Here is a 19,040-nt window from a genome sequence, read left to right on the forward strand (position 1 = left end):
CAGGCCGCACCCCCGGGGGAGGTGCGGCCTGACCGGTGAGCGCGTGGGCTCAGGCGGTGACGATCGTGACCTCGATGTCGCCTCGGGTGACCTTGGAGTACGGGCAGATCTGGTGCGCCTTCTCCACCAGCTGGGCGGCCGTGGCGGCATCGACCGAGGGAATGGACGCCGTGAGCTCGGCGACGATCCCGAAACCGGCATCGTTTTTGCCGATGCCGACCTTCGCGGTCACGCTGGAACCCGTGACGTCGATGCCCTTCATCTGGGCGATGATCCCGATCGACGCGTGGAAACACGCGCTGTAGGCGGCCGCGAAGAGCTGTTCGGGGTTGGTACCCGCACCGCTGCCTCCCAGCTCCTTGGGCTGGCTCACGACGACGTCGAGCTTGCCGTCATCGGTGGAGATGCGGCCCTCACGGCCGCCCTCCGCGGTCGCCACGCCGGTGTACAGGGCTTCACTTGACTTGATGGGCATTACGGAACCTGATCCTTCGTCCATGTCTGTCCCGCGGACAGAACTAACTGGCGGTCTTCTCCTGAGGTGACCTCTGCGCGTCGGGCGCCGCGGCCTGGGTGGCCGGGGCGGGATCGCTCTTGATGACGAGGCCAAGACCCGCGAGGCCGGTCAGGACCGTGGCGACCGAGCAGAAGAGGAGTACGTGCCCGTACGGGTCCGGCTTGTCGCCGGCGTCGACGAGCAGCGTGGCAAGGGTGGCGATACCGAATGCCCCACCGACCTGGCGGGCCGTCTGGCTGAGACCGGTCGCCGCCGCGAACTTCAGCGGGGAGACCGAGAGAGCGGAGGCGGTCGAGGTGCCGGTCGTGATGGCACCCATTCCGGCCCCGGCCAGAATGCCCGTCGGCAGCCAGTACTCGAGGAACATGGGCTCGTCGGGAAGGGTGAAGGCGAGGAAGAACCCGGTGGCCGCCAGAACCACCGAACCGGCGACCACGATCGTTCGCGGTCCGTACTTCGCCATCAGGTTCCCGGAGTACAGAGCCACGACGGTCGCAGTCAGCGCACCCGGGGTCACCGCGAGGCCGGCCTGCAGCTCGGACCAGTCCCAGACCGCGGTGACGTACAGGACGCCGACCAGCAGCCAGGCGAAGAGCGCCGCGCCGTAGAAGAAGGACGCGGCATTGGCCAGGGCGAACGTGCGGTTGCGCCAGAGCGCCGTCTCCATCGCCGGTTCGGGGTGACGCAGGGAACGCGACACCGCGATGGCCATGGCGACCGCACCGACACAGAGACAGGCGATCGTCTCGGTGCTGCCCCAGCCCCAGTCGCTGCCCTTCGAGATGCCCAGGCTCAGCAGCCCGATCCCGACACCCAGCAGCACCGTTCCGATGACGTCGGGCACGCGCGACTCCGCGGACCTCGCCGTCTTCGGGATGATGCCGGAGCGGACCAGGAGCAGCAGTCCGATCGGAACGTTGATCAGGAACAGCGACCACCACCCGAAGGCGTCGACCATCACCCCGCCGAGCGAGGGGCCGACGGTCGCGGCCAGCGCGGACGCGGCACTCCACTGCCCGATCGCCGCACGACGACGCTCGGGCGGGCTGTCGACCAGGACGATCGCGAGCGACGCCGGGATCATGGCGGCCGCTCCCGCACCCTGCAGCGCACGCGCCACGAGGAGCAGGGGCAGGTTCGGCGCGAGCGCACAGGCCAGGGACATCACCGTGAAGACGGCGACACCCGCCCTGAACAGCGAGCGCCGGCCGAACACGTCCGCCAGCCTGCCCGCGGGGGCCAGCAGGGCGGCGAAGACCGTGGCGTACACGGTGATCACCCAAGAGAGATCGGCCAGCTTCGCATCCTCGAAATCCTTGTGGAGATCAGGGATGGCCAGATTGACGATCGTCACATCCAGTACAGCCAAGAAGGTCGCACTGGAGGCCAGAAGCAGCAGGGGAAGGTACCCCGGCCTGGTATCAGCGCCAGAAGATCGAGCGCTCATCATCACACCTCCAACATACCGATGGTTGGAATGTATCCGTGTGAGAGGTGACTCGTCAACGGATCACACCATCCAGCGGGCATCAGATACCCGCCATACTGCGGAAGTTGAGAAGATGCCGACCCCTCGGACTCTTGATACCGTCGGTATGTTCGCAGGTGAGAGGCGGATTGACGCCGCCGATTCGACGCACCTGCGGCGCTCCGGACCGGCGCTCCGGACCGACACACCGGCGGCAACCGGATCGGCACACGGGCGATTCAGCCGGCCGTGTCCGACGAGCCCGCCGCCACCGCCGCGTCGACCTCGGCGACCCGGTCGGCGATCTCCTGGTCCTCCCGGCGGAGCCGCTCCCGCCTGCGCTCCTGGTCGATCAGTTCGGCCTGGGTCTCGTCGGCCTTCATCAGCGCGAGCAGATCGCTCTTCGCCATGTCGAGGACGCCCATGTCCTCGTATGCGCGCTTGACCGCCGGCCCCCACAGGCCGATGTCCCTGACGCACGGCACGATCCGGGTGAACAGGCGGGAACGGAACGCCTGCATGCGGGGCCCCTTGTTCATGTAGTCCATGCACTCCGCCATGTCGAAGCCGAGGTTCTCCCAGACCTCCTGCATGCGGAACCGGTCGCGCATCAGGTAGCAGCCCTCGACGACGAACTCCTCCCGTTCGGCCAGCTCCTTGGGCGACAGCTGCGCGTAGTAGTCGCGCAGTGCGAGCCGGCCGAACGCCACGTGCCGTGCCTCGTCCTGCATCACGTAGGCGAGCATCTGTTTCGGCAGCGGCTTGTTGGTCTTGTCACGCAGAATTCCGAATGCGGCCAGGGCCAGTCCCTCGATCAGCACCTGCATACCGAGATAGGGCATGTCCCAGCGCGAGTCGGACAGCGCGTCGCCGAGCAGGGCCTGCAAATGGGAACTGATCGGATATTCCATCCCGATCTTGTCCTTGAGGAAACGTGCGAATATCTCGGCGTGCCGCGCCTCGTCCATCACCTGGGTAGCCGCGTAGAACTTCGAATCGAGATCCGGAACCGTTTCGACAATACGGGCGGAGCAGATCATCGCCCCCTGCTCACCGTGCAGGAACTGGCTGAACTCCCAGGCCGCCATGTGCCGGCGCATTTCCTGGCGTTCCTTCTCGTTGAGCTTGCCGTACTGCCGCGAGCCGTAGAGGGCCAGCGTGTTCTCGGGAGTGCCGAGCGCGTCGTACGGGTCGACCTCCAGCCCCCAGTCGATGCGGGTGGTGCTGTCCCACTGCTTGTCCTTGCCCTTCTGGTACAGGTTCAGCAGGCTCTGGCGGCCGTCGTCGTAGTTCCAGGTGAAATGTGTGTGGCCGGCCATCGGCTGGGTCCAGCTGCCGCCGGTGCCACTGGTCACGTCGTGCATGGCTCTCTCCTCCGCCTTCAGGGGGTGATCAGCCCTGCCGACGGTGCGTCACTCCTCGGCGGAAGGCGCGAGGACGGGGAGCACACCGGGCAGGATCTCGACCGTGCAGCGCGACGCGATGCCGGTTGCGCTCTCGCCGTCGTATTCGCACGTCAGCGAGGACCCGTCGGTCCGTTCCAGTACGAACCGCCTGCCGCGCGTGTAGACGACCTGCGGGCGGTCGACGTGGCTGCCGTCCTGGGTCAGGTGGAGCAGCTCCGGCAGGGGCAGGTCGCCGCTGACGACACAGATGTCGAGAAGTCCGTCGTCGAGCACGGACAGCGGCATGAGCTTGAACTGGCCCGACCGGTAGCGCCCGCCGCCGATGTTGGTCAGATAGGTGGGACCGTCATGGACCACGGTGCCGTCGACCGTGACCCGGAGGGGATACGGCGCGGCGGTGCGTACCGTCTCCGCCACGGCGAGCCGGTAGCGGTCCCTTCCCGGTACGGAGCCGAGACGGTTGGCGGCCTCCAGCACCTCGGCCACGACGCCTGTTCCCGTGCCGAGCAGCGCGAGGGTGCCGGTCTCCACGATCCGGGCCACGTCGACCCGGCGGATGCGTGGCCCGGAGGTGCCCAGTGCCGCGTCCAGGGCCTGTTCCCACGGCCTGTCGGACCAGATCTCGCGGAAGACGGAGTTCGCCGTGCCGCCGGGGATGTTCACCAGCGCGGGCCCCCCGGTGATGCCGTCGGGCCGGGCGAGCGACGCCCGCACAAGACCCGCGGCCGACTCGCGCGTGGTGCCGTCGCCACCGACCGCGATCACCACGTCGATACCGTCGGCGGCCGCCTTGGCCGCGAGTTCCTCGGCGTGGCCCCGGTATTCGGTGGGGACCACGGTCACATCGGTGACGTACTGCTCGCACCGGCGTACGACCGCGTCCGCTGCCATGCGGTCGGTACGGCCCGCACCGGCCACCGGGTTGAAGACGACCAGTCCGGTGCGTGCCCACCAACCAGGCATGCCGACCCCCCAGGTCTGTGCCGAGAACGGTTTCACAGCGGAGAGAGCAGGATTCGAACCTGCGTGGGCTCATGGAGCCCCGATGAGAAGCAAGCTCCTCATCCCCGTTGGGCCGCTACGGGAATCTCTCCTCGTGCCCCGGAACGAGGCCCTGCGGCTCGCGTTCCGGGGTACGTCACTACCTTGGCAGCGCTCACTGAGATCTCACTGAGACCGCAGCCTCAGGGGCTTTCGGCCGCCGCCAGCTGCTCCGCGAGGGTGGTGACCACCGCGGTTGCCAGGACGGCGTGCCCGCGCATCGAGGCGTGCAGCATGTCCGAGCTGAAGACGTCCCGGCTGCTGCTGGTGGGGTGGCTCCACATGTCGACCACCATCGCCCCGTACCGGGCGGCCACCGAGCGCACCTGCTCGTTGAACACCTGGATGCGCTCCCGCAGCCCGCCGCCGCCGAGCTGTTCGGGGAAGACCGCGGTGATGTCCTGGATCGTGAAGACGAAGACATCGGCGCCGGCCTCGCGCAGCGGGCCGATCAGCCCCACCAGTTCCGCCTCGACCGTCTCGGCCGAGAAGTCCCGGCTCAGCATGTCGTTGCCGCCGCAGACGACCGAGACCAGGTCGGGCCGGAAGTCCAGCGCCGGCTTCAGCTGGCGGGCCCGCACCTCAGCGGCCCGCAGATAGCGCACGCCCAGATTCAGGTACTCCAGGCCGGGGTTTCGCCGCCTGAGCGCGGCTGCCACCCGGTCCGCCCACGGGATGTCCTGGTAGCCGGGCACCGCCTCGCCGAGCCCCTCGGCCAAGCTGTCGCCGAGGACCGCGAAACGGCTCCACGGTGCGGCCGCCAGCAGCGCGTCGACGTCCTGTGCGGACAGTACGTAGGGGTCCGACGCCTCTGATCCGTGGCGTACCGATCCGTTTTCCACCGAAGTCATGCCGCTCCTCCGTTTCCGGCCCGCTCGGCCGCCATCACGCCCATGAAGTCGTCCCCGTTGCAGTACGGGTCGTTCCCGCCGAACCGCTTGACGAGGTCGGGGACCCGCAGTTCCTCCATCGGCCAGAAACCGGCCCGGCGGACCGCCTCGGCCGCCGACTGCGGGGTGAGGCCGGTGAGGTAGGGCTCGCCCTCCGCCCCCACCTTGCGGGCCATTTCGAGCGCGCCCCGGTACGGCGTCGTCCCGTCGATCACCGATTCGTCCATGTAGTCGAAGACGAGGACGCTGCCTGCCGTACAGATCTCGGCAAGCTCGGCGAGCGCCTGGTGCAGTGCTCCGGGCTGCAGGAAGAACGTCACGCCCAGCCAGCCGACGATGCACGGCTGCGCGGGATCGAACCCCGCCTCCGCCAGAGCGCCGACGAGGGAGCCGCCGGCCTCGAAGTCGTGCGGTACGTAGGTGACCGAGGGCGTGCTGAGCATCTCCTGCGCGAGCGTCGCCAGTTTGGCCCGCTGGGTGGCGGGGTGATCGACCTCGAAGTAGCGCAGCCCGTCGTAGCCGGGCATCCGCAGTGCGGTGGTGTCGTACCCGGCGCCGAGCATCACCACCTGCCGGACCCCGTCGGCCACGCTGCGGACGAGCTCGTGCTCGAAGAACCGCTGTCTGAGGAGTATCTCCGCGAGGAATCCGCCGTGCGCGTGGTCGATGGCCCCCAGTCGCCGCAGGGCTTCGTCGGAGGTCGCGGGCGGCGGCGGCTCGGTCACGAACAACGCGGCGAACCGGTCGTCCAGCAGCCTGCGGGACGGCTCGACGACGGCATCGGCCGCACGGACACGCGCGGTCAGGTGCGCCGTGTCGCTGGCGGTCCCCGAACGCATTCGGGTGGCCTCTTGAGGTGTGGGCATCGCATTCCTTCCGGCATCGGGAGAAGCAGGTCACGGACGCCTCCCGGAGCGTCCGGCCCGGGCCGTTTCCGCAACGGCGGCTGAATGCTTTACGCGTGACGGCCCCGCCCCCCTCAGAAGAGACGAATCCCGTTTCTTCCGGCGGCTCCATGAGGGATGGCGGGCACTCGCGCGTAACTCTCTTGCAGCCTCAGTGGCGGACCGGCCGCCGAATGCGTCATGAAGGAGACGGGATGACCCTCACCGAGGAATTGTCAGAATGGGCCCACAGCCTGCGGTTCGACGATATTCCGCAGGATGTCGTCGAGATCGCGAAGCTGCAGATCCTCTCCCAGTGCGCGGCGATACGCGTCGGCGCCTCCCACCCGCTGGGGCGCCGGATGATCCAGGCCTTCGGGGAGCCGCTCCAGGACGACCCCCGAAGGTCCTCGTTCGTGCTGGCCGGGCTCGGTGCCTGGCTGCACTTCGACGACACCGCCTTTGCCGGCCACCTGTCGAACTCGACCGTGGCCGTGCCCATGGCGTATGCGCGGGCGCAGGGTCTCAACGGTGCCGGTCTGCTGACCTCCGTGGTCGTGGCCAACGAGGTCGCGGCGCGGATCACGGCCGCCACGACGCTGGGTCCCTTCCGCGGCCAGAGCGCTCCGTACACCCATGTCACCGGTGCCATCGCGGGGCGGCTGCGCGGCGAGGACGCGACCGCCGGCCGTTGGGTGAGCGCCCTGGGGCTGGGGCTCGGGCTGCCTCCGCGCACCGTCCCGGTGGGCTTCCTGGGGGGCGACGCGAAGGTCTTCAGCTCGTCCACGCCGGTCGCTGTGGGGCTCGACGCGTGCGATGCGGCAGCGGCCGGGTTCCGCGGCAGCCCGGAGATCCTGGAGCACGCCGAAGGGTTCCTCTCCCGGTTCGCGACTGTTCCTCTTCCCGAGATCGTGACGGCGGGGCTGTCCGAGAGATGGCACACCCTCACCACCTCGTTCAAGCTGCACCCCGGCGGTCCCGGGATGGACTCCGCCATCGACTGCGCCTTCGGGCTCCACCGGGAGATCGGCACGGTGCGCGCCCAGGACATCGCGGAGATATCGGTCGACACCTCGCTGTACACGGTGCTGGTGAACCGGCAGGCCGGCGCCTATCTGCGCGGCCCGGACTCCCCCGTGAGCGCGCTGGTCTTCGCCCTGCCGTACCTGCTGTCCACGGCGCTGCTGACCGGCGATCTCACCGCCGAGGACTTCACCCCGCAGCGGCTCGCCGACGCCGACCGGTGGGCGGTGGCCGATCGCGTCCGGATCCGGCTGGACGAGGCGATGACCCACGATCTCTTCCACTGCGAGGTCCCGTTCGGCGAGGCGCTGCGGCAGGCGGGGCCCCGGGCCGCGGACTGGCTGAAGGTGTTCGGCGCCCGCTGGAAGGGTGACGGCCAGTGGCTCGTGGACCTGGTCGGCGAGCTGGAACCGCCGAGCAAGGACTTCGGCTCCACCCGGAAGTCCACCCCGGCCCGGGTGACGGTGACGCTCACCGACGGGCGTTCCCTGACCAGGGAACTCGATGTGCCGGCCGGGGCCGTGGGGTCCTCCCACGCGGGGAACCTCCCGGAACTGATGCGCGAGAAGTTCCTCACGGCCGGCGGCACCGCGGCCGTGGCCGACGGTCTGGCCTCGCTGGAATCGGCCTCCGCCGACGACGTCGCCCGGCTGCTGCCGGCGGCCCTGGCCTGAGGGCCGTCCGGTTCGTCAGCCGGTCAGGCTCTCCTCGTACCAGCGGCGCAGCCGGGCCCTGGCCCGGGTGAAGGCGCTCTCCGCCGCCTTGTCGGATATCCCGAGCCGGCTGGCGAACTCCCGGGTGCTGATCCCGTTGACCCGGGCGAGGATCACCTCCTGCTCCCGCCCGGCCAGCCGTTCCACCTGACGCAGCACCCACGCCTCCTCGTACGCGGCGCATATCTGCTCCTCCGGCCCTGCCGCCTGTTGCATCCAGGTCGCGCGCAGCAGGCGCCGGTGGCGTTCGTCGCGGCGGTGGACGTCGGTGCACAGGCGCAGGGTCACCGTGGTGAGGAACGGACCGATCCGGTTCTCGTCGAGATTCCGGAAGGTCGCCGCGCGCAGGAGTGCCTCCTGCACGCAGTCCTCCGCCTCCTGCGCGTCGGCGAGCCGCGACCGCGCGAGGCGGAGGATGCGGTCCCGGTGGGTCATGAGGAGGGACCATCGCGTGGCCGCCACGTGGGTCACGGGCGGAGCGGTGGATTGCATGTGGGTGACCTCCTTGACCGGACCGGTCAGAGGAATACTCGGCAGGCTCCGGGCGGTCGCCCGCAGCGTTGTCGCACCTTGCGCCTGGGAGGTTACATTCCAACGGACGGTATGTCGATTGGTGGATGGGACACTGTACTTCCGGTATGCGGCTGACGCGTCTATCGTGGATGGATCACACCTGTCGCAGTACACGGACGATCCGGATGACCATGGCCAATCAGCGCACACGTCGTACTCAGGAAGAACGCTCCCGGACCACGACGAACGACCTGCTCGCCGCGGCCCGGAGACTGTTTGCCCGGGACGGATACACAGCCACGTCCCTGGACGCGATCTGCGAGGAGGTGGGTGCCAGCAAGGGCGCTCTCTACCACCACTTCAAGAACAAGCGCGAGCTCTTCCGCGCGGTGTACGAGGCGGAGCAGCACCGGCTGTCCAGCGCCATCGCCCAGACCTACACGTTCTACGACGACCCCTGGGAAGGGCTGTACCAGGGCATGCGGGAGTTCCTGGTCGCGTCGATGGAACCCAGCGTCCAGCGGATCACCCTCATCGACGCCCCGGGCGCGCTGGGCTGGTCCGACATGCGGGAGATCCGTTCCGACTGCCGGCGCATGATGGCCTACGGGCTGGCGCAGGCCCTCGGCAAGGACCACTCCCGCAGCGAGATCACGGCGATGGCCTCGATGATCCACGGTGCGAGCTGCGAGAGCGCCATGTCGATGGCTCACCGCGACAACAGGGACGAACTGCTGGAGGCCACGCTTCTCCAGTTCCGGAACATCTTCAAGACCTTCGCCCAGTCCTGACGCACCTCAGGCCCATTCCCGCAGCGAGCCGAGGTGGGTTCCCAGCGCGCGCACGACGGTGGCGGCCACGATCGCATGGCCCCGCATGGTCAGCCGTCGGCCGTCGGCGCCGCGGAGTCCGGGCAGCTTGCCCGCGGGGTGCCCGGTGAGGTCCACATGGATGCCGCCGTGCTGCATCGAGACGGCGTGGGTGCGTTCGGCGAGCTGACGCAGCCGGGTGCCCGGAGCGTCCTTGCCCCTCGCCTGCGGTGCCCCCGCCCCGGCCGCATCGAACCAGCCCAGCGTGAGGACATCACAGCCCGCGTCCCGCAACGGCCGGATGATCCGGCCGAGTTCGGCCCCGACGGTGTCGATGTCGAAGGAGGCGCGGAACGCGTCGTCACCGCCCGCCGCCACAACGGCGAGGTCCCCGCGGAATTCCAGAGCCTGCCCGAGCTGACGAGCCCGGACCGCCGATGCCGGGAGGTCGCGATGGCCGAGGTTGAGGTAGGCGGCGGACGGCCGCACCGTACGCAGCGCCTCGGCGACCCGGTCGGCCCACCCCGCCCGGCGGTATCCGGGCACCGGCTCTCCCCGGCCCGTGGCGTCCGTGTCGCCGACCACGAGAAGGCGCCGCCACGGAGCGCCGGCCAGCAGCGAGGCCACCCGGTCCGCGTGGAGGCAGTGCGGGTCCTGGGCCTCTCCCACCGGTTCGGCATGCGATGCCACCTTCGGTCCTCCACTCCGTCACGTAACCCGGCCCTCGCACGGCTGCCGGACCGGCAGACCGACGCCGGTCCGTCCGGCCCCACCGTGCCAAGACTTCCGCCCCGACGCAGCTTGTTTTAGACGGACTTGGTGACCCGCAGGATCTGCCAGATCGCCCCGAGACTGGCCCCGCGTTCGAAGGCGAGGTACTCGGGAAGGACGAGCTGCGGGGCCCATTTCTCCTTGTACGCCAGCTGGGTGCCGGCCGGGTACACCGCTGCCCCGTGCTGGGCGAGCAGCCGCATGAACTTTCCCGTAAGCGGACTGGCGGACGGCACCTCGTGCTCCGGAGCGAGCCCGGTGAACGGCGTGAAGCCGAAGTGCAGCCACTGGGCCTTCTCTTCGATGAAGCGCTCCGTGGCGTGCAGATTGACCGCTTCCATCACGCCCGGCGGGGCGTCCGGCAGCCGCCTGCTCAGGTCATGCAGCTGGCCGCTGCGCGCCCCGAAGGCCGGGCTGTAGGAGATGTAGGCGACCGGTGCGCCGTCGATCCGGCCGAGAAATAGCCGCCGGTGCTCCTGGGCGGGCCCGCCGAGCTGCCCGACGAGGAACTCGATCTCCTTGACGTGCCTGCCCTTCGCCCGCAGCCACGGCCGGTCGATCTCCGCCAGCTCGTTCGCGCAGCTCTCCCAGGGCACCTCGCTGACCTCCAGGCCGCTGCGCCTGGCCCGGGAGATCTTGTTGCGCAGCTTCACGAACTTGGTCCCCCGCAGGCTGAACGACGAGAGATCGAGGGAGTACGACGCACCGACCTGGTTGATGGTGAAGCCGTGCTCCGCGTAGAGCCCGACGTCCTCCCGCTGCACCTGTATCGCCACGATGCGGCACCGTTCGGACCGTGCGAAGGCACGGAACCCGCTCAGCAGCCGGTCCTGGTCCTTCTCCGCGGCGAACACCCCGCCGAACTGCACCAGATACCGCCCGGACCGGCGATAGGAGACGAGCCCGTCGACGCCGGGAACGGTGAAGTGCCGGTTCCCCTCGTTCAGCGCGAGGAAGGCACTGGGGTTCTCGCCGTGCGCCCGGAGGCTGTTCAGACGGGCAAGGAACTCATCCGGACCACCCGCCTCCGGTGTTTCGCTCCGCCGCCGCTGTGATCGGTTCACCGCACCCACCCTCCAACGCCTGCCCATGAGTCGACAGAGGCTTTCAGGGCCGGGGTGAAACGCGCTGAGAACACCGTCTCAGCGCCCTCTCCGTACATTCTCAGCCCGCTTCGCAAGAGTCGCTCCCCGTACGCCAGCGTTCACCAGGAAGGCGGGGACCCGCGTGACCAGCGTCGATCAGACCGTTCCGAAACTCAGGGAGTCCGGCAGAAGGCCGGCGGGACCGGGGCGGATGCGCACCTTCTCCTCCTACGTCAACGGCGCCGCCCTGGACAGCGAGGACTGGGTGTACGTCATCGACGCGGACGCACTGCTCGATGACGCGTTCGCCAGTCTCACCCTGAAGCGCAAGCTGGAACGCGGCCTCCTGGAGCCCGTCGGTCTCCCGCCGAGCGTGGTGGCGAAGATCGCCAAGGCCGACCGGAAGACCGTCGAACTCGCCCTGGAGGCAGCGGCATCGGCCGCTCCCCTGTGGGCGGCGTTCCCCCTGGAGACCCGGCTGGAACAGCTCGGCCGGCTGATCCACGCGGGGATAGTCGACCGGGCCGAGGACATCGTCGACGTCCTCGTCCAGGAGGGCCACCCGCTCGCACTCGCCCGGTGGCAGGTGTCGGGCATGCTCGACTGCTTCGGCCCGCAGTCGCTCGGCTTCTACCGGGCACAGATGCTGCAGGAGTTCCGGGAGCGGGACAGGCAGCTGTCCGTGCGCCGGCTGCCGGACGGCGTGGTGTGTCTCAACCCGCCGCAGAACGCTCCGCTCTCCAGCTCACTGCTCGGGGTCACGTCCCTCATGGCGGGCAACGCCCTCGTGGTGAGGGCCCCGCGCAGCGCGCCGCTCGGCGCCATGTTCATCCTGCACGAGATCGTGGTGCCCGCACTCGACGAGGTCGGTGCGCCGCCGGGCACGCTCAATGTCGTGTGCGGCGACCCGGCGCCGATGCTGTCGGCCTGGCTGGACAGCCCGTACGTCAACGACATCATGTACTTCGGGAGCAGCGAGAACGGCCTCCCCTTCGAGGAACGGTGCGTCGCCGCAGGCAAGAAGCCCATTCTGGAACTGGCCGGCAACGACACGGTCGTGGTCTGGAAGGACGCCGACCTCGAACTGGCCGCGGAGGCGCTCACGGAGAGCTTCTACGGCTCGGGGCAGCTGTGCATGATCCCCAACCAGGTGGTCGTGCACCCCGATGTGGCGGAAGACCTGATCAAGCACGTCGTCCGGGCGGTGGGACACGTACGCCCGGGGCACGCCTGGGAAGAGGACGTGCTGCTCACCCCGGTGCTGCGCAACGAGAAGTTCTTCGCCTGTCTGCGTGACGCGGTGGAGAAGGGTGCCGAGATCGCCTGCGGCGGCCACGCCATGCAGCTCGACGAGACCAGGGACCCGGCCGGGATCTTCCTGGAGCCGACGGTCGTCGTCGTCCGGGGAATCGACGGTGCCCGGGAGATCCAGGCCGTCCGCAGCGAGACCTTCTTCCCGCTGCTCCCGGTGGTGATCGCGGACCCCGAGCCGGACGACGTCCTGCTCGACCGGTTCGTCGACTACGTCAACTCCAACGCGTACGGACTGCGCAACTCCGTCTGGGCACAGGACTCATCGGTCGTCGACGCCTTCGTCTCCCGCATCAACAAGGGCGGGCTCCTCAAGGTGAACGACTCCCACATCGGGTTCCTCCCCTTCCTGCCCACGCACGGCGGTACCGGGCTGACCGGCGGTGTCTTCGGTGAGGCCAACTACCCGATCCTGCGGACCTCCCACCTCCAGGGGCTCAGCGTGAGCCTCGGATCCCGCCCCAGGGAGGCCGTGTTCGGCGCCTGGCAGGCCAGGCAGTCCCGTAACCGCTGAATTCCACCAGCCGCCTACACGAGAGAATCCTCATGCGTTCATTGGATGCCGCACGCCAGATCTGCGAGGGCTATCTGCCGGGCCTGCTGGACCGTCTGGCCGAAATCCCGCTGGACGAACTGGAATCGCCGGACAACCCCGCGATCGAGATCTTCCGCGGCCACGGTGGCCCCGGGCTCGTCATTCCGAAGACCTACGCCGGAGCGGGCGCGGGACCACTGGACGCGCTGGCCGTCACCCGGGCCCTGGGCGCCGCCGCTCCCTCGCTGGCCGTCGCGACCACGATGCACCACTTCTCGGTGGCCACCCTGTTCACGCTGGCCGAGAGCCTGCAGAGCAGCGGTGCGGAATGGGCCCTCCTGGAGGGCATCGCGGAACAGAACCTGCTGGTGGCCTCCGGCTTCTCCGAGGGGCGCCCGGGACAGGGCATCCTCTCCCCGAACATGCAGGCGACCCAGGCCGAGGGCGGCTATCTGATCAACGGCTCCAAGAAGCCGTGCAGCCTCTCGCGCTCCATGGACCTGCTCACCGCCAGCGTCTCGCTGCCGGCCGCGGACGGTACGGCGGAGCAGGACATGGCCGTCCTGCTCGTCCCCAAGGACGCGCCGGGCCTGACCACGCACCCCTTCTGGGGGAGCTTCGCACTCGCGGGGGCGGAGAGCGAGGAACTGCGCCTCGAGGACGTCCTCATCAGCGAGCAGCAGCTCATGAGGACGGAGAAGACCGACGCGGGCCGCATGGACGCCCTGCAGACGGTCGGCTTCATCTGGTTCGAACTGCTCATCTCCGCCTCGTACCTGGGCATGGTCAGCTCACTGGTCGAGCGGGTCGTGCAGCGCGGGCGGGGCAGCGACTCCGACCGGGCGCGGCTGATCTGCCGGCTGGAGAGCGCCACCCTCCTGCTGGAGGGCATGGCCCGGATGATCGTGGCCGGGGAGACCGGCAACGAGTCCCTCGCCAAGACCCTGGTTGCCCGCTATGCCGCCCAGGACGCCCTCGCGGCCTGTGCGGGGCAGGCCGTGGAACTGCTCGGCGGGATGGCGTTCGTCGGCTCGTCGGACGTCGCGTACCTGGCGGCCGCCTCGCACGGCCTCTCCTTCCACCCGCCGTCGAGGGCCAGTTTCACCGAACCGTTCCTCGACCACATGGCCGGCCGGCCGCTGAAGATCGTCTGAGGAGTCCGATGGCCATGTCCTCTTCCGGGAAGAACACGCAGGACGGCCCGTCGCCGGGCCGCGAGGAGCTGGGAGAGCTGTACCGCCGGCGCCTGAACCGGGGGCGCGCGACGCTGGGCGAGATGTTCGGCGGTCACATCGAGACGCGGTCCCAGGGCGCCTGGGTGTACACGTCCGAGGGGAGACGGTTCCTCAACTGCGGCGGCTACGGCGTGCTGTTGATGGGCGCCTGCCACCCCACGGTGATCCGTCATGTGTCGGAGCAACTGCACCGGCACCCCGTCGCCACCCGGGTGTTCCTGGAGCCCCAGGCCGCCCTGGCGGCCGACGCCCTGGTCGCCGTCGCACCACCGGGCCTGGAGCGCGTGCACTTCGCGGGCTCCGGCGCGGAGGCGGTGGAGACGGCGATCAAGATGGCGCGGACCCGCGGGCACCGGCGGCTGGTGTCGACCGTGAACGGCTATCACGGCAAGACCATGGGGGCGCTGAGCCTGACGGGCCGCAGCGTGTTCCAGGAGCCGTTCCGCCCGCTGCTTCCCGGTGTGGACCACGTGCCGTACGGCGAGACCGAGGCGCTGGAGAAACTCCTGTCGGGCATGCCCGGCGAGGCCTGCGTGATCGTCGAACCCGTGCAGGGCGAAGCGGGCGTCGTCATCCCGCCCGATGACTACCTGCCCCGGGTGCAGGAACTGTGCCGTAGCTACGGTGCCTTCTTCGTCCTGGACGAGGTCCAGACGGGGCTCGGCCGGCTCGGTACGTGGTGGGGCGCCGACAGGGTGGGGGTCACCCCGGACGCACTACTGGTCGGCAAGGGCCTCAGCGGCGGCGTGGTGCCGGTCTCCGCCGTCGTCGCGACGCCGGACGCGTTCTCGGTCTTCGACCGCGATCCGTATCTGCACACCTCCACCTTCTCCGGCGCTCCGCTCGCGATGGCCGCCGCCCGGGGCGCCCTGGCCGCGCTCCACGAGGACGATCTCGTCGAACGCTCCCGCGTGCTCGGCGAGGAACTCCTCCCCCGGCTGACGGAGATCGCCCGGTCCCACTTCGGCGAGACCGTTCGCGAGGTACGGGGCCGGGGCCTGCTGCTGGGCTTCGAGTTCGACCGGCCGGGCGTGGCGGGCGACCTGCTGATCGAGCTGGTCGAGCAGGGCGTGGTCGCCAACCACTCGCTCAATTCCGACTTCGTGCTCCGCCTCACCCCGCCCGCGGTCCTGAACCGGTCCGAGACGGACTTCCTCTACGAGGCATTCGATCGCGCCTGCCGCCTGCGGGCCCCCTCCTACTCGGACCAGACGGAAGGCGATTCACCCCATGCGTAGTGCTCATGTGACCCTCGGCGTACCGGACGCGGACACGGGGACCGCGTTCAAGCGGGTGCGGGACTTCGCCCGCTATCCCGAACTCGTCGACGTCGTACGGTCGGTGACCGTGCGGGGCGGCGGTGACAGCGCGGAGATCAGCGACTGGGAGGTCTACTTCCGCAACGGAGTGCTCCGTTGGACGGAGGCCGACGTGATCGATCCGGCGGCCCTCACCATCTCCTTCGCCCAGGTGGACGGTGACTTCGATTCGTTCTCCGGCACATGGGCCGTCGTCCCCGACGGGGCCGGCTGCCGGATCAGCTTCGACACGGAGTTCGACTTCGGCATTCCCAGCCTGGCCGGCATCCTCGACCCGGTCGCCGAGAGGGTCTTCAAGGAGACCATCGCCCGCGTCGTACGCGGGCTGTTCCCGTCCGCCGAGGTCATCGGAGACCCGTCCGTCGCCCGCGCCCTCGAACAGAGCCTCGCGCAGACCGCTCCGGGAGCGGGGAGGAACTGATGGACGCCAAGAACCTCTTCGAGACGCGAACGACCTATGGGCTCGTCCGGGCCGAGTACGCGCTGGGGCTCGTCGTCGCCTCGGTGCTCTTCTTCACGCACCTGGACGAGATCCGCTGGCTGCCGTTCGTGGCGCTGTTCGTCTACATCGACCTCATCGGTTACATCCCGGGGGCCATCGCCTTCCACCGCAGCCGGTCGAAGAACATCTCCCGGGTCTACTACGTGCTCTACAACGTCATGCACAGCCTGGTCACGCAGGGTCTGGTGACCCTCGCGTGGATCTGGCTGGCCGGTGCCGAGTGGGCCCTGCTGGCCCTGCCGATCCATCTCTTCGGCGACCGCTCGCTGTTCGGGAACTTCCTCAAGCCGTTCGCGCTGCCCTTCGAGCCCGTGCCGCATCCCTCCTACCTGCGTCTGAGGGACGAGGTCGAAGGGGCCGGGCGGAGCACCGAGGCAGCGGTCCGGGGTGCGGAGGCGACGTGATCGAGACAGTGACCGCTCAGCAGACCGGGACGCTCCGGGCCGGCCTGCCCGCAGAGGTGCGGGAGGCGACGCACCGGATGGCCACCGGAGTCTCGGTCCTGACCTGCGGCGGCCCGGAGACGGTGGAGGGCGTCACCGTCAGCACGCTCGCCCTTGCCTCGCTCAAGCCCCCGGTGGTGTCGGTGTCGCTGCGGGAGGGCAGCCGGGGGCTGCACTCCCTGCTGACCGTCTCCCACTTCGTGGTCAACACCCTCGCCGGCCACCAGGACGAGGTGGCACGCCACTTCGCCTCCCGTGAACGGAGCAGTGGGACTTCGCAGTTGCCCGACGGCAGCTGGGAAGGGCTCAGCTCACAGGGCATTCCGCTGCTGCACGACGCCGTGGCCTGGCTGGAGTGCCGGGTCACCCGCACCCTGCGGGTCGGTGACCACCGGGTGGTCTTCGCCGGAGTGACCGGCTCGGCCCACCGCAACGCCACCCCGCTCGTGGGGCTGGCCGGGAAGCTGTACCCCGGCCCCTTCGCTCACGACACATCCGATTCGGAGAGGGACCAATGACCGACCCCAACACCGTTCCGTCCGAGGCCGACTGGGAGAGCGCACCGTCACTCGTCGACGGTGCCATGGAACTCCAGCTCACGGCCGAGACCTGCGATCTGCAGTACTGGCTGCGCTCCGTGCCCCAGGGAACGCTGCGGGGCCAGGTGCTCGGGCACGCCGAGGACTCCCGGCCGCTTTCCGTCGTGGCCGAGCCCGGCCCTCTCAACAGCGCCCTCACGCAGGAGCTGGCCTTCCGCTCCATCGCGGAGGAGAAGGCCACGCGCGCCATCTCGTATCTGGTGGCGCTCGCACCCGACAACCCCTCGCTGGAGTTCTACGCGACGCAGCTGCTGGACGAGGCCCGGCATGCCATGGTCTTCCGCAGCCATCTGCTGGAGCTGGGCATCGGGGCGGCCGATCTGTGGACCTCGATCGAGCGGCTGGCCGGAGACGACAGCAGACGGATTCTCGTGCCGCTTGAGGAGTTCGGGCTGCGCGCCCTGCGCGACCAGCAGGACTTCATCGGTGGCGTCGTCATCCTGACGGTGCTCGTCGAAGGGGTGCTGGCACCCTCGGCCGAGCTCAGCGAGCGCAAGTGGCGCATCCTGGACCCCGGGGCCTCCGAGGTCGAACGCGGTGCCGGGATCGACGAGATCCGCCATCTGACCGTCGGCAGCTCCATCGCCCGCGAGTACCTGCTGGCGCACCCCGAGGAGAAGCCACGGATCCTGGAGCTGATCCAGGAGGGGTACGCCCTCTGGGAGAAGCTGCCCTCCAACGAACTGGTCCTGCGCCGCGAGGAGCTCTTCCAGCAGGGGCTCGAACAGCATGCCGGTCTGGTCGGCGACTACGAGATCTGGCCGGGCCGCAGGCTGGTGGACACCACCGCCCAGGAGCGCGCGGAGACCGCACACGAGTGGTCAACCCGCATGCAGCGCACACGGATGGTGTACATGGGGCTGGAGGAAGCCCTGTGACAGCCGTCCGGCGGGCGGACGACACGGCCGGGAGCGTTCCGGCCGGCCGGGCGGGTGCCCGGTGAGCCGCTCCGCCGTGCTGTGCGGTCTGGGCTCGTGGCTGCCGCCCCGGTGCGTGACGAACGACGAACTGTCCGCGGAGCTCGACACGTCCGACGCCTGGATCCGCAGCCGTACGGGCATCGGGCAACGCCATGTCGCCGACGCGTCCGTGGCCACGTCGGATCTCGCGGTGGAGGCGGGGGCCCGCGCGCTGAAGTCCGCGCAGATCAGCTCCGTCGATGCGGTGATCCTCGCCACCGCCACGCCGGACCGGCTCTGTCCGGCCACCGCGCCGGGCGTGACGGCACGGCTCGGCCTCGGCCGGGTGCCCGCGTTCGACGTGGCCGCGGTGTGCACGGGGTTCCTGTACGCCCTCGCCACCGCGGCCGGACTGATCGCGGCCGGGACAGCCGACCGGGTCCTGGTCATCGGAGCCGACACGTTCTCCCGCATCCTGGATCCCACGGACCGGTCCACCCGGGCGATCTTCGGCGACGGGGCGGGGGCCGCGGTCCTGCGGGCCGGGCAGCCGCACGAGCCCGGCGCGCTCGGTGCGGTGCAGCTGGGCAGCGACGGGTCGGACGCGGACCTCATCCGTATCCCGTCGGGCGGCTCCCGCGACCCGTTCCGCGCCGCGACCGCGCACGAGGCCGACCCGTACTTCCGCATGGCGGGCCGGGCCGTCTTCCGCCGGGCCGTGGAGTGCATGGCGGAGTCCTCGCGCCGTGCGCTCGCCGAGTCCGGCTGGGCGGTGGGCGACGTCGATCAGCTCGTCTCCCACCAGGCCAATCTGCGCATCATGCACGCGCTCGCCGACCAGCTCGTGCTGGACCGTGAACGCTGCGCGATCCATCTGGACCGCGTCGGCAACACCTCTGCCGCGTCCGTTCCGCTGGCCCTGGCCGACGCGGTCGCGGGCGGCACCGTCCGGCCCGGCCACCGGCTCCTGCTCACCGCGTTCGGCGGTGGTCTGACGTGGGGTGCGTGCACTCTGCGCTGGCCCGATGTCGAGCCGGCCTGAACGATCCGGCGCCACCCCTGCGGACCTCGCCGGGA

The 19,040-nt window shown here is 69.7% G+C and carries 19 protein-coding genes and 1 tRNA gene; 10 read left to right on the top strand and 10 right to left on the bottom strand.

The window, feature by feature from the left end:
• Positions 1-49 precede the first annotated feature (49 nt).
• The 7 genes from ACIOEW_RS37680 to ACIOEW_RS37710 all read right to left on the bottom strand — a co-directional run bounded on the left by ACIOEW_RS37680 (position 50) and on the right by ACIOEW_RS37710 (position 6,188).
• Positions 50-475, bottom strand: coding sequence for an organic hydroperoxide resistance protein (locus tag ACIOEW_RS37680; protein WP_351001987.1), 426 nt, complete (start codon positions 473-475; stop codon positions 50-52).
• A gap of 43 nt (positions 476-518) precedes the next feature.
• A complete protein-coding gene (locus ACIOEW_RS37685) occupies positions 519-1,967 on the bottom strand; it encodes a DHA2 family efflux MFS transporter permease subunit (RefSeq protein WP_362553349.1) in 1,449 nt (482 codons plus the stop codon).
• 257 nt (positions 1,968-2,224) lie between these two features.
• Positions 2,225-3,349 carry a ferritin-like domain-containing protein gene (locus ACIOEW_RS37690; RefSeq protein ID WP_401969768.1) on the bottom strand — a complete coding sequence of 375 codons (1,125 nt, stop codon included), beginning with the start codon at positions 3,347-3,349 and terminating at the stop codon, positions 2,225-2,227.
• Positions 3,350-3,397: 48 nt separating this feature from the next.
• Positions 3,398-4,354: a diacylglycerol/lipid kinase family protein gene (locus tag ACIOEW_RS37695; protein WP_401969771.1), complete on the bottom strand. Its 957-nt coding sequence runs from the start codon at positions 4,352-4,354 to the stop codon at positions 3,398-3,400.
• A gap of 38 nt (positions 4,355-4,392) precedes the next feature.
• Positions 4,393-4,485 (bottom strand) — tRNA-Leu (locus ACIOEW_RS37700).
• Between the two features lie 90 nt (positions 4,486-4,575).
• Positions 4,576-5,283, bottom strand: a complete 708-nt coding sequence (locus ACIOEW_RS37705; RefSeq protein WP_362553355.1) for an SGNH/GDSL hydrolase family protein — start codon at positions 5,281-5,283, stop codon at positions 4,576-4,578.
• Complete coding sequence (locus ACIOEW_RS37710) at positions 5,280-6,188, bottom strand: SAM-dependent methyltransferase (RefSeq protein ID WP_362553357.1); 909 nt, start codon at positions 6,186-6,188, stop codon at positions 5,280-5,282. Before ACIOEW_RS37710 ends, ACIOEW_RS37705 begins: the two co-directional genes overlap by 4 nt.
• A 233-nt stretch (positions 6,189-6,421) precedes the next feature.
• On the opposite strand from ACIOEW_RS37710, the gene ACIOEW_RS37715 reads away from it, so the two are divergent.
• Positions 6,422-7,903, top strand: a complete 1,482-nt coding sequence (locus ACIOEW_RS37715) for an MmgE/PrpD family protein (protein ID WP_401969773.1) — start codon at positions 6,422-6,424, stop codon at positions 7,901-7,903.
• A 15-nt stretch (positions 7,904-7,918) separates the two neighbouring features.
• Here the strand turns inward: ACIOEW_RS37715 and ACIOEW_RS37720 are convergent, their stop codons facing one another.
• The gene (locus tag ACIOEW_RS37720; protein ID WP_362553363.1) at positions 7,919-8,434 is read right to left on the bottom strand and encodes a sigma-70 family RNA polymerase sigma factor; all 516 of its coding nucleotides are present in this window, start codon (positions 8,432-8,434) and stop codon (positions 7,919-7,921) included.
• A 206-nt stretch (positions 8,435-8,640) separates the two neighbouring features.
• Between ACIOEW_RS37720 and ACIOEW_RS37725 the strand changes: the two genes are divergently transcribed.
• Positions 8,641-9,246 carry a helix-turn-helix domain-containing protein gene (locus ACIOEW_RS37725; RefSeq protein WP_362553365.1) on the top strand — a complete coding sequence of 202 codons (606 nt, stop codon included), beginning with the start codon at positions 8,641-8,643 and terminating at the stop codon, positions 9,244-9,246.
• Between the two features lie 6 nt (positions 9,247-9,252).
• On the opposite strand, the gene ACIOEW_RS37730 is transcribed toward ACIOEW_RS37725, so the two are convergent.
• Positions 9,253-9,954 (bottom strand): SGNH/GDSL hydrolase family protein, encoded by a 702-nt coding sequence (locus ACIOEW_RS37730; RefSeq protein ID WP_401969775.1) that lies wholly within the window; start codon positions 9,952-9,954, stop codon positions 9,253-9,255.
• A 116-nt stretch (positions 9,955-10,070) separates the two neighbouring features.
• Positions 10,071-11,030 carry a bifunctional lysylphosphatidylglycerol flippase/synthetase MprF gene (locus ACIOEW_RS37735; protein ID WP_401969797.1) on the bottom strand — a complete coding sequence of 320 codons (960 nt, stop codon included), beginning with the start codon at positions 11,028-11,030 and terminating at the stop codon, positions 10,071-10,073.
• Between the two features lie 232 nt (positions 11,031-11,262).
• Between ACIOEW_RS37735 and ACIOEW_RS37740 the strand changes: the two genes are divergently transcribed.
• The 8 genes from ACIOEW_RS37740 (at position 11,263) to ACIOEW_RS37775 (ending at position 19,005) form a co-directional block, all read left to right on the top strand.
• Entirely contained in the window at positions 11,263-12,945 is a 1,683-nt protein-coding gene (locus ACIOEW_RS37740; RefSeq protein WP_401969778.1) for an aldehyde dehydrogenase family protein, read from the top strand.
• A gap of 32 nt (positions 12,946-12,977) precedes the next feature.
• Positions 12,978-14,120: an acyl-CoA dehydrogenase family protein gene (locus ACIOEW_RS37745; protein WP_401969780.1), complete on the top strand. Its 1,143-nt coding sequence runs from the start codon at positions 12,978-12,980 to the stop codon at positions 14,118-14,120.
• Positions 14,121-14,134: 14 nt separating this feature from the next.
• The gene (locus ACIOEW_RS37750; protein ID WP_401969783.1) at positions 14,135-15,439 is read left to right on the top strand and encodes an aspartate aminotransferase family protein; all 1,305 of its coding nucleotides are present in this window, start codon (positions 14,135-14,137) and stop codon (positions 15,437-15,439) included.
• On the top strand, positions 15,432-15,941 hold the full coding sequence (locus ACIOEW_RS37755; RefSeq protein WP_362553378.1) for an SRPBCC family protein: 510 nt from the start codon (positions 15,432-15,434) through the stop codon (positions 15,939-15,941). Before ACIOEW_RS37750 ends, ACIOEW_RS37755 begins: the two co-directional genes overlap by 8 nt.
• Complete coding sequence (locus tag ACIOEW_RS37760) at positions 15,941-16,426, top strand: hypothetical protein (RefSeq protein ID WP_362553381.1); 486 nt, start codon at positions 15,941-15,943, stop codon at positions 16,424-16,426. The genes ACIOEW_RS37755 and ACIOEW_RS37760 overlap by 1 nt, the downstream gene beginning before the upstream one ends.
• The gene (locus tag ACIOEW_RS37765) at positions 16,423-16,983 is read left to right on the top strand and encodes a flavin reductase family protein (protein WP_362553384.1); all 561 of its coding nucleotides are present in this window, start codon (positions 16,423-16,425) and stop codon (positions 16,981-16,983) included. Before ACIOEW_RS37760 ends, ACIOEW_RS37765 begins: the two co-directional genes overlap by 4 nt.
• Entirely contained in the window at positions 16,980-17,942 is a 963-nt protein-coding gene (locus ACIOEW_RS37770; protein WP_362553387.1) for a VlmB-like protein, read from the top strand. The genes ACIOEW_RS37765 and ACIOEW_RS37770 overlap by 4 nt, the downstream gene beginning before the upstream one ends.
• Before the next feature lie 61 nt (positions 17,943-18,003).
• A complete protein-coding gene (locus ACIOEW_RS37775) occupies positions 18,004-19,005 on the top strand; it encodes a beta-ketoacyl-ACP synthase III (protein WP_401969787.1) in 1,002 nt (333 codons plus the stop codon).
• Positions 19,006-19,040: the final 35 nt, after the last annotated feature.

Origin of the sequence: Streptomyces sp. NPDC087901 (assembly GCF_044742205.1) — a bacterium.
Taxonomy (GTDB): Bacteria; Actinomycetota; Actinomycetes; order Streptomycetales; family Streptomycetaceae; genus Streptomyces.

Bases quoted from the DNA above. Each gene is read 5' to 3' on its own strand.
- ACIOEW_RS37680 (WP_351001987.1), bottom strand. From the start codon at position 475: ATGCCCATCAAGTCAAGTGAAGCCCTGTACACCGGCGTGGCGACCGCG.
- ACIOEW_RS37685 (WP_362553349.1), bottom strand. From the start codon at position 1,967: ATGATGAGCGCTCGATCTTCTGGCGCTGATACCAGGCCGGGGTACCTT.
- ACIOEW_RS37690 (WP_401969768.1), bottom strand. From the start codon at position 3,349: ATGCACGACGTGACCAGTGGCACCGGCGGCAGCTGGACCCAGCCGATG.
- ACIOEW_RS37695 (WP_401969771.1), bottom strand. From the start codon at position 4,354: ATGCCTGGTTGGTGGGCACGCACCGGACTGGTCGTCTTCAACCCGGTG.
- ACIOEW_RS37705 (WP_362553355.1), bottom strand. From the start codon at position 5,283: ATGACTTCGGTGGAAAACGGATCGGTACGCCACGGATCAGAGGCGTCG.
- ACIOEW_RS37710 (WP_362553357.1), bottom strand. From the start codon at position 6,188: ATGCCCACACCTCAAGAGGCCACCCGAATGCGTTCGGGGACCGCCAGC.
- ACIOEW_RS37715 (WP_401969773.1), top strand. From the start codon at position 6,422: ATGACCCTCACCGAGGAATTGTCAGAATGGGCCCACAGCCTGCGGTTC.
- ACIOEW_RS37720 (WP_362553363.1), bottom strand. From the start codon at position 8,434: ATGCAATCCACCGCTCCGCCCGTGACCCACGTGGCGGCCACGCGATGG.
- ACIOEW_RS37725 (WP_362553365.1), top strand. From the start codon at position 8,641: ATGACCATGGCCAATCAGCGCACACGTCGTACTCAGGAAGAACGCTCC.
- ACIOEW_RS37745 (WP_401969780.1), top strand. From the start codon at position 12,978: ATGCGTTCATTGGATGCCGCACGCCAGATCTGCGAGGGCTATCTGCCG.
- ACIOEW_RS37750 (WP_401969783.1), top strand. From the start codon at position 14,135: ATGTCCTCTTCCGGGAAGAACACGCAGGACGGCCCGTCGCCGGGCCGC.
- ACIOEW_RS37755 (WP_362553378.1), top strand. From the start codon at position 15,432: ATGCGTAGTGCTCATGTGACCCTCGGCGTACCGGACGCGGACACGGGG.
- ACIOEW_RS37760 (WP_362553381.1), top strand. From the start codon at position 15,941: ATGGACGCCAAGAACCTCTTCGAGACGCGAACGACCTATGGGCTCGTC.
- ACIOEW_RS37770 (WP_362553387.1), top strand. From the start codon at position 16,980: ATGACCGACCCCAACACCGTTCCGTCCGAGGCCGACTGGGAGAGCGCA.